Below are 12,736 nucleotides of genomic sequence, written 5' to 3'. Positions count from 1 at the left end.
AAACGGGTCTATCGTTAACCGTAAGAATACTGATAACGATTGAGGGGTTTTCTATGAAGTTAGCAGAACAGATTGTCCAGCAACTCATCGAAGCTGGGGTTAAAAGAATTTATGGTGTAGTAGGAGATTCTCTAAACCCGATTGTTGATGCAGTACGAGCATCCGGCGGTTCAGACAATGGAGGAATCGACTGGATACACGTCCGGCATGAAGAAGTTGCAGCTTTCGCCGCTGGAGCTGAAGCACAACTCACCGGCAAACTAGCGGTCTGTGCAGGTTCCTGCGGACCGGGAAATACTCACCTCATCAACGGGTTATACGACGCGCATCGTTCTCAAGCTCCAGTTCTTGCTATTGCCTCGCATATTCCTTCGGGACAAATCGGCACCGGTTATTTTCAAGAGACCCATCCCGAAAGAATCTTTGAAGAGTGCTCTGTTTATAACGAGATGGCTGTCTCCCCCGAACAAACATTGCGCATTGTCAATTCAGCAATGCGTCACGCAATTGCTCGGAACGGTGTTGCCGTCGTCTCTATCCCCGGCGATATTGCTTCAGAAGATGCCGTCGAAGCAGTTCCCGAATGGGGTACTTTGTGTCGAGCGGCCTTAACCCCAACCTCTGAGACGCTTAAAGAAATTGCAGAACGCATCAATAAAGCACAAAAAGTCGCTATTTTTGCCGGTGCTGGGGTAGCTCAAGCACGCGAGCGCGTTATTGAACTTGCCGAAAAAATCGGTGCTCCTATCGGACATACGATGAGGGGTAAAGAGTTCATTCAATACGATAACCCGTACGATGTGGGAATGACTGGGCTGTTAGGTTATGGTGAGGCAGCTGAGGGTCTTAAGGAAGCTGACCTGATGTTGCTTTTGGGCACGGATTTTCCTTATGACCAGTTCTTGCCTGATACTGAGACGATTCAGATTGATCGTCGTGCTGAGGTGATGGGCCGACGTACTAATGTGGGGTTGCTTGTTGAAGGCGATATTGAGACAACTCTCAACGGTGTTCTTCCGTTGGTTTCGAGAAAAGAAGACCGTAGTTTTCTTGAGACTCTTGTGAAAAAGAATCAGAAGATTATGGAGAAAGTTGTCAATGCTTACGCAAAGGATCCTAATACTTCTGCGCTCATTCACCCCGAATATGCTGCTACAGTACTGGATGAAGTTGCTGCTGAGGACGCTATTTTTACGGCTGATACGGGAATGTGTAATGTGTGGACGGCTCGTTATATTACGCCAGGTCCAAAGCGTCGTCTTTTAGGTTCGTTTTTACATGGGTCGATGGCTAATGCGATGCCGATGGCATTAGGTGCCCAGATTTCTCATCCTGAACGTCAGGTAATTTCTGTCTCGGGTGATGGTGGTTTGTCGATGCTTCTTGGAGACTTGCTCACAGCCAAGATGTATAACCTGCCGATGACCGTGGTGGTGTTTAACAATTCGACGTTGGGGATGGTCAAGCTTGAACAGTTGGTTCAAGGTTTTGAGGATTATGGTGTAGACGTTCCTGAGGTTAATTATGCGGATATTGCTCAGGCGATGGGTTTTCAGGCTCAACGTGTGACAAATCCAGAAGATCTTGAGGATGCTTACCGTCAGGCGTTGGAGCACCGTGGTCCGTCGTTGGTGGATGTTGTGACAGATCCTAATGCTCTTTCGATGCCTCCAGAAGTTGAGGCAAAACAAATTATTGGTTTTGCCTCCTCGCTATCGAAGATTGCTCTTAATCGTGGTGCTGGTGAGGCTGTTGCTATGGCTCGTTCGAATCTGCGTAATATGAGTGCTTGGAGGCAGATTCTTTAGGTTTGTGAACGGTCTTTAGTGTTTTAGGCTTGTTCGTAGCCGAATCGGACGCCGTCTTGCCAGTGCAAGGCGGCGTCTATTCTGTCAAGCATCCTTGGGGAGCAGAGTTCTTGGGCTTCTTCAAGGCTTACCCAACGAACTTGTGTGCTTTCTTCGTCGTTGACGCGTTCTTTTCCACTGATGTAGTGGCAGTAGAAGGTGTGGTCAAGGAATTGGCATTGGTCACCGTTGTTGAAGGTGTGTGGAGGGTCTGCTTTGAGCTGTGCTAAGGCGATAACTTCGATGCTGACGTTCGCTTCTTCTTGAGCTTCTCGGCGGATGGTTAGGGCTGGGTTTTCTCCGGGGTCGACGATTCCTGTGATGGGTGTCCATGCTCCGGAGTCACTTCGTTGAACCAGCAGGATCTTTTGGTCGCTTTGTCGTTGGATGACGGCTGTTGCGCCGGAGAGCCAGAGCATGTCGTTGCCAATTTTTTCACGTAATTTGGTGATAAATGATGGTGTTGGCATAGTGTTTTAGAGTTCCTTTGGGTTTTAGAAAAGGGTGTTTGATGGTGGGAAAAGTATTGCAAGGGTGGTGCCAATGAGCATAAACGGGCCAAAGGCGATGTGTTGTTGTGGTGTTTTGGTGCGTTGTATGAGGATGATAAGACTATATATGCCACCTAAGGTGAAGGTGAGCAAGGTTGCCCAGCATAGAGTCATAGGTGATATGAAACCGGTGAGCGCTCCAAGGATTCCGGAGAGTTTGACGTCTCCTAGGCCCAGTCCACCGCGGGAGAATACTCGTAGTACGTAGTAGAAAAGTGTTAAGAACACGGCTGAGTAGAGGGTATTTTTAATGCCGATGATGTTGTGTTCAAGGAGGTATACCGCTATGAGCGGTAGCATAATCGTCAGGTATAGCGGAAGAACGATACGGTTAGGTAGTCGGTGTTCTCGTATGTCGATGATGCTCAGTTCGATGGCTCGATAGATGAAGTATATGAGGGTTAGGCTTAGTATGGTTCCTTGCGTGTTACTGAGCAGTGTTCCACGGTGAAAGTATTCAACGATGATATTCAGCATGGTAGTTCTTCTATGGTTTTTAGGAGCCGAAACGTCGTTGTCTGAGGGCGTAGTCGGCTAGGGCGTGAACGAAGTCTGTTCGGGTAAAGTCTGGCCAGAGCGCTTCACAGAAGTAGAACTCTGAGTAGGCAGATTGCCATGTGAGAAATCCTGAGATGCGTTGTTCTCCAGAGGTTCTAATTAAAAGATCGGGGTCGGGTAGTCCACGGGTGTAGAGGTGTTCGCTGATATCTGAAGTTTCTAGTTGTTGTACTAGTTCTTCGAGAGAGGTTCCTCTCTGCTGTGCTTGTTGTAGAAGTTCTTTGACGGCATCGACGATTTCTTGTCTTCCACCGTATCCAACGGCAATGTTGACTTGTAGTGTGTTGATGTCTTGAGTTGCTTCTGTTGCTTTGTTGATGCTCTGTGTCAGAGTTTTTGGTAAGGCGTGGAGCCTTCCTACCGCATGTATTTTTGCAAGACGTTTATCTGTGAGTTCTTTAAGAAGACTTTCAATGACGTCGAGGAGGTCTTGTAATTCTTCGGGGTCTCGTTTGAGGTTTTCAGTGGAGAGCATGTAGAGGGTGACCATGGGGACGTTGAGTTCTTGGCACCATTGGAGGAAGTCGATAATGCGTTGGGCTCCACGTTGATGCCCGTATTTGGTGTTTTTGCCTTGTTGTGCTGCCCATCTTCTGTTGCCGTCGACAAGGACACCCACGTGTTGTGGAAGTTTCTGGGGCGGAATGTTCTGAAACATCTGAAGCTGTTCAAGGCTTTGAGTTGATGAGGAATCTTCCACCTATAGCTCCTTATGTCATATTTTCTTCTGGTTTGAGTAAACAACGTCTTCTTTCATCGTACCGTGCTGAAGTCGTTCCACAATGTTTATTGCCTCTTGTCCTTAATGAGTATCGCAGAGATAATGGAGGAAACCACATTTTTAGGATTGGCGTTCACCAGTGACACACCGTTCATCTTCTTCAACTTCTTTATCGTCAGATACTTCTCATCGTCCTTTTGAGAAGAAACCTCTTCTGCGTGGCTGGATACATGCTGGTTTTTCTCCCATTGTTTTTATTGCGGGGATTGTTCTTGTGGTGCTCTCTGGCGGTGGTGTTTTAGCAGTTGCGTGCGCTATTTTCTCGTTGACCGGTGTCATACTTTTTGGTGTTTCTGGAATGTACCACCGAGGGTATTGGGAAGATCGGGTGCGTCTTCTTCTCAAACGTCTTGACCACGCTAACATTGCGCTGGTTATTGCCGGAACATATACCCCGTTTGCGTTTACGCTCCTTAACGGCCCAAAGCGTCAGATTCTTTTATGGAGTATTTGGGGCTGTGCCTTAGGCGTGGTTCTTTTTAGGGTGTTATGGACGTACGCTCCACGCTGGCTTTATACCCCTATTTATGTGGTGATGGGTCTTATGGCGGTGTTTTACCTTCAAGATTTTTGGAAGGTTTCTGTCATCGCAACGATTCTTATTGCAGCTGGTGGCGCTTTCTATATTCTTGGCGCTGTTTTTTATGGGACGAAAAGACCTCATCTTGCTCCCCATATTTTTGGGTTTCATGAGTTATTCCATGTGTGCACGGTTATCGGTTTTATTCTGCACTATATCGCAGTGGTGTTCTCCCTCTACGCATAAGAATATTCTGGCGAAGACAGCGCGCACTTTATTTATTTTTCTGTTGGTGAGGGCTTAGATGAAGTATCGTTATCGCCCGTCTGGGGTTGCTGACGTTGTTGTGATTCTTGTTCCATAGCGTATTGGTTACGGTACCTCATACGACGTACACGGCGCGTAAAATCCAACATCAACAAGATGATGAAGACACCTACGGTAAAAGTTGCGACAAATCCAAGGAACCCTGGAGAACCCGTTGGTGAGCCGTCCTGATTATATTGTGTGGTTGAGTTTGCCAGAAGTTGGGCTGTCTCCACAACAGCAAAAAGATACGTCATGCGTTACACCAGATTTTCTTGGTCGTTGTTGTTCTAAGGATAGTCTTGTCACGAGAAGAGCTGTCTCTTATTCTACGCGTTAGGTTCGGAACTCTTATAGTCGATTCCTTCTGCAAAGCACCATTCTGGTAGTTCTGAGTGGACTCTACTTTTTGCTAATACGTATTCTTCCCAAGGCCAGATTTCTTTTTGCTGTTCAGGTGTGAGCGCGAAGAATGCATCGGTTGGGCGAACCTGTGAGCGGTGCGCAAGAAGTGCACGGTCGTGGGTTTCAAAAAACTCCCAACACGAGATACGTGTCGTTGTCTGGTGGGAGGGGTACGGCGAAGGATGACGTTTTTCGTCTTCTTCTCTCTCATCAAGACGAGCCACCCACTGGGTGAAAGGACTTTCACCTTTGGTGCTCGTGAGGTATCGGTGGAAGGTTCTAATACGTTCTGGGTTGAAAGCACGGTCATAGTATATTTTTTGAACTTCCCATGGTTTCCCTAATTGTGGGTATGCTTTTTCGTCACCGGATTTTTCGTAAGCTTCCATTGCGACTCGGTGGGTCATAATGTGGTCGGGGTGAGGGTATCCGCCTCGTTCATCGTAGCTCAGAATAATGTGTGGACGGTATTCTCTCACGAGTTGGATTAACGGTGCAGCTGCTTGTTCTAGAGGCAGTGTTGCAAAAGAGCCCCAAGGAAGTTCTGGTAGCGGGTCACCTTCAGGTAGTCCAGAATCCACAAACCCTATCCAACGATGCTCAATACCAATAATATTGGCAGCTTCTGCCATTTCTTCACGTCGGACACCGGGGAGGTCTCGGTGGGCTTTAGGGTTTTCATTCACCTGTTCGTTGAGAATATCGCCGCGTTCTCCGCCAGTCATCGTTGCTACCATAACTCGTGCCCCACGATGTATATATGCTGCCATTGTTGCAGAGCCTTTAGAAGACTCGTCATCGGGGTGTGCGTGTACCGCTAAAATACGTAGTCCTGCATAGTCCTCTGCTAAGGGTGAAGGCACCATATCTTTGAGGATACTGTTAGGGTGTTTTGAGTCGGTCACGAAGAACTCCAATATTTTTTCGTTAGAGTAGCTAAAATAGTACATCTAGAACGTCAGCAGATGATGCGAGAGCAAGAGGACACTCTATTCTAGCGAATATCTGATGGTGATAACCCAATCTAGGTTAACGAATATGAACGAAGGATGTCGTGACAACTAGCTTAGATTCACGCTATGGCAGGAAGCCTGCTCAAAGGAACATACCGACGTGGGTATGGGTTCTTTTAGCTGGTTGCGCTACCATCATCTCGATGCTTTTCGCTTGGTGGGTGCAAAGTGACTCTTCAGCAACATCTCCTCAAGCGCGTGATCTTTCACATCAGCTCACCAGTTCCGATGAAGTATCACTGACTTTTGAAGTGCTCAAGGACCCTCAGGTGAAAGCCGTCTGCGCGGTTAAAGCGTTGAACTCTTCACGTGCACCAGTTGGTTGGAAAGAAGTCACCATTCCTGCCGATACCGCTGGTGAGAGCTCGTCTCGAGTGCATGTTCAAACTGTTAACATACGGGTTCTCTCCCCCGCTGTCACCGCGACCGTTGATACCTGTTGGAGTATGCGAACCTCGTCATAAGGTTTAGAATTCACACCACAAACTAGCACTTGCATGTTAGAACGGGTAAAGTTCGCTACAACTACTCTAATTTTGAGGTTGAGGATAGCCGACAGATAGCTCCTTAGGCTCAAGATTTTATGAAAGGAAGATATATGAGCGCTCATGAAGGTGCTTGGCTCACCCAAGAGGCATACGACCGCCTCAAAAAAGAACTAGAACATATCTCTGGCCCTTACCGTCAAGAAATTATTGATCGTATTTCGGCTGCTCGTGATGAGGGTGACCTCAAAGAAAACGGTGGCTACCATGCTGCCCGTGAAGAGCAAGGCAAAAACGAAGCACGTATCGCTCAGCTAACTCAGTTGCTCGAGAACGCTCAAATTGGCGAAGCACCACATAATGACGGAGTTGTCGACTCTGGAATGGTGGTAGAAGCCGAACTTGCTGGTAGACCTTTTAAATTCCTGCTCGGTTCACGTGAGGTTGCAGATTCTTTGGTCGGTGATTCTGGTCTTCAGGTCTTTTCTGAAAATTCACCGATGGGCTCTGCTATTTTGGGTTGCCGTGCTGGTGACGAAACCTCATATGTTGCGCCCACCGGTAAGACAATTGATGTGAAGATTATTTCTGTCGTTCCTTTTGAAGGCTAAGAAACTCCACTGACGCCGTTACTCAGCTCAAAACAGTGATGCCACCGCATACCCTGACAATGGGTCAAATGCGGTGGCATCATGCATATTACAACACGTTTAATCAATGTTTTAGTATACAACGATTGGCTTATAGCCAGCACTTGTAAGACCATCAAGCACCTGCTGGATGTGCTCATTTCCTTTCGTTTCCATATCAATGGTGATAGAAACATCTCCCATAGAAAGGGCACCGCCGACACGTGTGTGGTCTACTCCGGTCACATTCGCATCTAAAGAAGAAATAATGGATGAGATAGTTGTTAGCTCGCCAGGGCGGTCATTTAACATCATCTTGATAGTTAAGTACCGTCCAGCAGCTGAAAGTCCTCGTTGAATTACTTTGAGCATCAGCATTGGGTCAATATTTCCGCCAGAGAGCAAACATACTGTTGTCCCAAGGTTCCCGTATTGTTGGAGGAGTTTTCCATCCATCAAAGCAGCAACAGGAACAGACCCTGCCGGCTCTACGACGAGCTTATTACGTTCCATCAAAAAGATGAGTGCCCGAGCAATATCATCTTCAGAGACGGTATGCACGTCATCAACAAGTTCTTTAATGATGGAGAAAGGCATCTGCCCAGGTCGCCCGACAGCAATACCGTCAGCGATGGTAGATACTTTTTTCAGGGGCACTAAAGCGTCAGCAGCTAAAGAGAGTGGGTATGCTGCAGCATGTTCTGCTTGAACACCAATAATACGAATCTTCCGACCAGTTTTTTGTTCAAGTTCTCGAACAGCAACAGATAGACCAGCAAGTAGCCCTCCCCCGCCAACACCGACGATGATAGTTTCAACATCAGGTACTTGTTCTAGGATTTCAATACCGATAGTTCCTTGACCTGCGATAATATCAGGGTTATCGAAGGGGTGAACAAAAACGGCGCCAGTTTCTTCGGCATAACGTTTTGCTTCTGCTAGGGCGTCGTCAACGGTTGCGCCGTGCAAGATAACCTGTGCCCCACGACTTTTAGTTGCAGCAACTTTCGGAAGAGCTGCACCTAAAGGCATATAGATGCGCGCTTTAATGCCTAGTTGTTGGGCGGCTAAAGCGACGCCTTGTGCGTGATTACCTGCTGAGGCGGCAACTACTCCACGTGATTTTTCGTCTTCAGTAAGTTTTGCCATACGGACGTATGCTCCGCGTACTTTAAAAGATCCAGAACGTTGTAGGTTCTCACATTTAAAGTAAACTTCTGAGCCAATCATTTCTGATAGTGCTAAGGAGTGGTCCACCGGTGTGCGTTCAATGACCGGCTTGAGAAGATGAGCGGCTTGTTCGATATCTGCATATTGAACAGGTAATTGTGTTGAAACAGTGGACACAGGTGTTTCCTTTATGCGTTAGAGAATATCCGAAGAATAGTTGTAAGAAACAAAAACTATCTCAAGAGTAGTGCAGTTATAGTGTTGATTCTTCTTGTTCGTGTTCTTTAAGTCGTTCAAGACGTTCTTTGACTTTATCAGCCACAGCTTTACGTTTTTTACGAGCAATTTCATGGTCGTAGAGAAACTCTTTAGTACGAATTTCTGGGTCTTTTTCCCACTCGCGTCGGGCCAGATAACGCACGATGGTATTCATCACGGCAAGAACAGGCACAGAGAACAACGCACCAAGTGGACCATAAAGGATAGTTCCGCTAGCTACCGCAAAAATGACGGCGAGAGGATGTAAGGAAACGGCTTTGCCCATTACTAGGGGTTGAAGGATATGTGATTCAATCTGTTGTACGAGCAGAACCATTAGCAACATAATCAGAGCGTTAAACCATCCATTAGCAACAAGCGCTAGAAGCACTGCAATTGCGCCGGTTACGAGAGCACCCACAATAGGGATAAAAGAGCCAAGGAATACGAGTACGCCCAGTGGAATAGCTAGCGGGACTCCGAGGAAGAACGCTGCTAAACCGATACCAAGAGCGTCCACGAAGGCAACAAAGACTTGGACGTGGACGTAGCTTACGAGAGAACGCCAGCCACGACGTCCGGCGCCGTTTACTGCTTCACGTGCGGTTACAGGGAAAAGCCCTACCAAGAAAATCCAGATTCTTTCACCTTCAAGAAGGAAGAAAATCAGGGTGAAAAGGACAAGGGCTGTGCCAGTTCCGATATCGGCAGCGGTAGAACCGAGTGAGGCAACTCCCGAGAGGATGGAGTCAGAGTTATTTTTGACGAATTGTGTAAACTCCGAAAAGTGTGAGTCTATTTCTTTCAGGTCTAGGGTAAGAGGAGATTGATCAATCATCCCGAGAACAGTGTGGTATCCCTGCACAATCTCATCTGATAGTGAAGAGAATCCAGAGGTAATTTGTTGTCCGACAAGGGTGAGTAGTCCAACAACAAGCGCGATGAATCCTAACTCGACGATAGCTGTTGCGTATCCTCGTCTAAGACCGTATTTGCGCAGGAAAAATACCGCTGGTGATATGAGCGCAGCGAGCAGTACTGCCACGGCGATAGAAATAATAATGATACTAATTTTTGCGGCAACCCAATGGAGGCAAGCTAATGCGAAGAGGACGATGATGAGTCTCCACGACCAAGCGGCAGCAGTGCGTAGGGCAAATGGAATGTATCGTTCGTCGCCGTGGTACCAAGAACTTTGTTCAACATGGTTTTTCGGTACTGGTGAGGGGGTAGTTTCGCTCATGCATACTATTCTTTCACATCTTTAGACAAGTCGTTATTTTCGGGGCGAAACAAACGTAAGAAAAGGTTGTATATAAACGTCAGGGCACACGATAGGTATCGTGTGCCCTGACGTTTAATGCTTTATTGGCGTTTAGCGTTCCATCATTTCACGAACGTACATGAGGATACGAAGAATCTCGATGTAGAGCCATACCAGAGATGAGGTCAGGGCGAATGCCATGCGCCATGATTCACGTTCTGGTGCACCGTATCGCACAGCTTCGCTGACGTGGGTGAAGTCAAGAATGAGGGAGTATACGCACAGAGCAACAGCAAAGAGCCCAATAATGAGACCGAGAGGAATGCCCATGACTTCGATGCTGCGAACGTTTGTTCCGCCGAAGAGGGTCATGCCAAGGTTGACGAGACAGAAAATTGCGTATGAGATAGCTGCGATGGTGAAGAATTTCGTCATCTTAGGTGATTCACGCAATTTACCGTTGCGGAAGAGAACCAGAACCGTACCAAAGACGATGAAGGTTGCTAGAACAGCCTGCCCAACGATACCGGGGTAGCGTGTTTCTGCCATGGCGGAGAAACCGCCAAGGAGCATACCCTGTGCTAGGGCGTATGCCATCACAAGTACGGGAGAAACTTCTTTTTTGAAACCGTTAACAAGTCCTAGAACAATGGAACCGACTAAACCGGCTACAACGAGTATGGGGAACATCACCGATGCGGCTGCGCCAACCAGTAGGATAACAAAGTTGATAGCAACTTTGACGATGACGTCGTTCATGGTCATCTGCCCCGTTTGAGCGCTTGTTGCACTGGGGGACTGGTACATTGCGTTTAGGTCAGCGGCGGTAGGAGTCTCCTCACGAGGTGAGGTAGGTGTATATCCGTACGGTGCGGAAGAGCTCTGACCGTTGGAGTATGCGCCACCAGCGCCGAATTGTCCAAAGCGAGAATCCTTCTTTTGAGAATCTAGCATGGAATTGATGAGGGGGTTGCCTGCCACGAGAACAATCTCCTTTAGTTTTATCAGTATGTCTCTACCAGACTATCGGAGAACCGTGATATTCGTGGGGACTTTTGGTGAAAAGCACAGTATTTCCTAGGGTTCTAACAGTTTTTAGAGAGGCTGAGTATCGTGGCATAGGAGCTCAGAATTCTTTATCGTGTATAAAAAAGTGACCCCATCAGTATGTACTGATGGGGTCACCTTTTGTCTGTGCTCCTACTGGGACTCGAACCCAGAACACAAGGATTTTAAGTCCTCTGCCTCTGCCAATTGGGCTATAGGAGCAATATCGGCAGCTAGATTTTAGAAAACAACTACCTTACCACTATACCGTATAGAACGAATAGTGTTGTCCTGCACCTAGATAACTCTAGGCACAGGACATTATTATAGCCATAAAATTGCGTTGAACGCACTTTTTATTACAGGCGTGCCTTGCTCTTTTCAGGAGCAGTTCCGGTTGCGCTTTGGAATGCGCGACGTGGAGAACGCTGATGGCGGATAGAAGAAGTGTCACGACCGAAGATTTGGTTCAACGCCCAAATGCTCATAACACGTACAGTACGCTCAGCGGTAGGAATCGCCATACCGTGGTATCCACGGTGCATCAACCATGCAAGAGGTCCACCAATGGTCTTACCCTTGAAGTTCGCAACACCCTTCCACAAGCCGAGTCCAGCAACAACGCCGATGGTCTCATGGTAGTAGTCGGTGAGTGCTTCACCTCGACGAGAAGCCAATAGGTTCTGTGCAAGCTTAACAGCCTGACGGGAAGCGTGCTGTGCGTTAGGAACGCAGAAACCGCCGACTCCGCCACCAGAAAGGTCAGGAACAGCAGCGTTATCGCCAGCTGCCCATGCACCTTCAATCACACCATCGTCGCCGGTAACACGTAGGTCTGCGCCGACACGTACACGACCGCGCTCATCCAAAGGAAGGTCAGTGTTCTTAAGCATTGGGGATGCTGCAACACCAGCAGTCCAAATGAGGGTGTCGGTATCAAGTTCACCGGCAGGAGACTTATCTCCCATGTTAATCAACGCGAGGTGACCGTCAGTAGCGTCTGCCAAGGAGGTGTTGAGAAGAACCTCAATACCGCGTCCACGGAGTTCTTCAACAACCTTCTCCGCACGGTCTGCAGGAACCTCAGGCATGATACGAGGTGCAGCTTCAACGAGAACGAAGCGAAGGTCAGATACGCGAAGACGACCATTACGTTCTACCGCTACACGAGCCATATCTTCAAGTTCGGAGATGGTCTCGACACCAGCGAAACCGCCACCAACAATGACGAAGGTGAGGGCGCGACGGCGTTCATCTGCATCATCAAGCATGGAAGCAACTTCGATACGCTCAAGAACCCAGTTACGGACAGAAACTGCTTCTTCTACGGTCTTCATACCGATAGCAATTTCTGCAAGACCAGGAATGGGGAATGCACGAGTAACAGCACCTGCGCCGATGACGATTTCGTCGTACGTTACCTCGAAAGATTCTCCAACGTCGATGGGTTCGATTGTTGCGGTGCGAGTTGCATGGTTAATTGCGGTGACTCGGCCACCAACAACTTCGCAGTTCTTGAGGTGCTGGCGTAGAGGAACGGTAGCGTTGCGACCTTCCATAGAACCTGCAGCAACTTCTGGCAAGAAGGGCTGGTAAGTCATATAAGGGTTAGGGTCTACAACGGTAACGATACCGCCAGTTTCTTTAATGGTCTTCTGAATTTTTTTGGCGACGGTGAATCCTACGTAGCCACCACCGACGATGAGAACTCGAGGACGATCCTGAGCTAGTTTGGTGAATGCCATATTTATTTTGCTACTTCCTTAGGTTGAGATACGGGAGCTGTCTATGCACTCGTATCTGTGTCTGCACCGCATGTTTAACTATTAAAAGTACAACATCCTTTAGAGCGCAAAACAGCGCGGTGAGAGGACAATTGCTCAATATGCTATCTTGCCACTT

General features: G+C 47.8%; 13 protein-coding genes and 1 tRNA gene. 4 read left to right on the top strand and 10 right to left on the bottom strand.

Annotation, left to right across the window (positions count from 1 at the left end; all coding sequences use genetic code 11):
• The first annotated feature begins 53 nt into the window (after positions 1 to 53).
• Positions 54 to 1,808 carry a pyruvate dehydrogenase gene (locus ACN08W_RS06850; protein ID WP_419103366.1) on the top strand — a complete coding sequence of 585 codons (1,755 nt, stop codon included), beginning with the start codon at positions 54 to 56 and terminating at the stop codon, positions 1,806 to 1,808.
• Between the two features lie 23 nt (positions 1,809 to 1,831).
• On the opposite strand, the gene ACN08W_RS06845 is transcribed toward ACN08W_RS06850, so the two are convergent.
• Genes ACN08W_RS06845 through uppS form a run of 3 tightly spaced genes read right to left on the bottom strand, consistent with a single transcriptional unit; the run spans position 1,832 to position 3,656 of the window.
• On the bottom strand, positions 1,832 to 2,317 hold the full coding sequence (locus ACN08W_RS06845) for an NUDIX hydrolase (RefSeq protein WP_419103367.1): 486 nt from the start codon (positions 2,315 to 2,317) through the stop codon (positions 1,832 to 1,834).
• Positions 2,318 to 2,341: 24 nt separating this feature from the next.
• Positions 2,342 to 2,875: a prepilin peptidase gene (locus tag ACN08W_RS06840; RefSeq protein WP_419109102.1), complete on the bottom strand. Its 534-nt coding sequence runs from the start codon at positions 2,873 to 2,875 to the stop codon at positions 2,342 to 2,344.
• 19 nt (positions 2,876 to 2,894) lie between these two features.
• Positions 2,895 to 3,656 (bottom strand): polyprenyl diphosphate synthase, encoded by a 762-nt coding sequence (gene uppS / locus ACN08W_RS06835; RefSeq protein WP_419103369.1) that lies wholly within the window; start codon positions 3,654 to 3,656, stop codon positions 2,895 to 2,897.
• A gap of 160 nt (positions 3,657 to 3,816) precedes the next feature.
• On the opposite strand from uppS, the gene trhA reads away from it, so the two are divergent.
• Complete coding sequence (gene trhA / locus ACN08W_RS06830; protein ID WP_419103370.1) at positions 3,817 to 4,503, top strand: PAQR family membrane homeostasis protein TrhA; 687 nt, start codon at positions 3,817 to 3,819, stop codon at positions 4,501 to 4,503.
• A 32-nt stretch (positions 4,504 to 4,535) separates the two neighbouring features.
• On the opposite strand, the gene ACN08W_RS06825 is transcribed toward trhA, so the two are convergent.
• Positions 4,536 to 4,820 (bottom strand): hypothetical protein, encoded by a 285-nt coding sequence (locus ACN08W_RS06825; protein WP_419103371.1) that lies wholly within the window; start codon positions 4,818 to 4,820, stop codon positions 4,536 to 4,538.
• Positions 4,821 to 4,892: 72 nt separating this feature from the next.
• Positions 4,893 to 5,834 (bottom strand): mycothiol conjugate amidase Mca, encoded by a 942-nt coding sequence (gene mca, locus ACN08W_RS06820; RefSeq protein ID WP_419109137.1) that lies wholly within the window; start codon positions 5,832 to 5,834, stop codon positions 4,893 to 4,895.
• 188 nt (positions 5,835 to 6,022) lie between these two features.
• On the opposite strand from mca, the gene ACN08W_RS06815 reads away from it, so the two are divergent.
• Both ACN08W_RS06815 and greA read left to right on the top strand, forming a co-directional pair.
• Positions 6,023 to 6,445, top strand: coding sequence for a DUF4307 domain-containing protein (locus ACN08W_RS06815; RefSeq protein WP_419103372.1), 423 nt, complete (start codon positions 6,023 to 6,025; stop codon positions 6,443 to 6,445).
• Positions 6,446 to 6,579: 134 nt separating this feature from the next.
• Positions 6,580 to 7,077 carry a transcription elongation factor GreA gene (gene greA / locus ACN08W_RS06810; RefSeq protein ID WP_419103373.1) on the top strand — a complete coding sequence of 166 codons (498 nt, stop codon included), beginning with the start codon at positions 6,580 to 6,582 and terminating at the stop codon, positions 7,075 to 7,077.
• Between the two features lie 111 nt (positions 7,078 to 7,188).
• Here the strand turns inward: greA and ilvA are convergent, their stop codons facing one another.
• The 5 genes from ilvA to ACN08W_RS06785 all read right to left on the bottom strand — a co-directional run bounded on the left by ilvA (position 7,189) and on the right by ACN08W_RS06785 (position 12,579).
• Positions 7,189 to 8,442, bottom strand: coding sequence for a threonine ammonia-lyase (gene ilvA, locus ACN08W_RS06805; protein WP_419103374.1), 1,254 nt, complete (start codon positions 8,440 to 8,442; stop codon positions 7,189 to 7,191).
• A 76-nt stretch (positions 8,443 to 8,518) separates the two neighbouring features.
• Complete coding sequence (locus ACN08W_RS06800) at positions 8,519 to 9,766, bottom strand: AI-2E family transporter (protein ID WP_419103375.1); 1,248 nt, start codon at positions 9,764 to 9,766, stop codon at positions 8,519 to 8,521.
• A gap of 132 nt (positions 9,767 to 9,898) precedes the next feature.
• Positions 9,899 to 10,768 (bottom strand): Bax inhibitor-1/YccA family membrane protein, encoded by an 870-nt coding sequence (locus ACN08W_RS06795; RefSeq protein WP_419103376.1) that lies wholly within the window; start codon positions 10,766 to 10,768, stop codon positions 9,899 to 9,901.
• A 214-nt stretch (positions 10,769 to 10,982) separates the two neighbouring features.
• Positions 10,983 to 11,056, bottom strand: a tRNA-Leu gene (locus ACN08W_RS06790).
• A 137-nt stretch (positions 11,057 to 11,193) separates the two neighbouring features.
• Positions 11,194 to 12,579, bottom strand: coding sequence for an NAD(P)/FAD-dependent oxidoreductase (locus tag ACN08W_RS06785; protein WP_419103377.1), 1,386 nt, complete (start codon positions 12,577 to 12,579; stop codon positions 11,194 to 11,196).
• Positions 12,580 to 12,736 lie beyond the last annotated feature (157 nt).

It is taken from the genome of Rothia sp. CCM 9419, assembly GCF_048512815.1.
Taxonomy (GTDB): Bacteria; Actinomycetota; Actinomycetes; order Actinomycetales; family Micrococcaceae; genus Rothia.
Note: the sequence above shows the minus strand (reverse complement) of the source record. Positions and strands in the feature narration are given on the sequence as shown.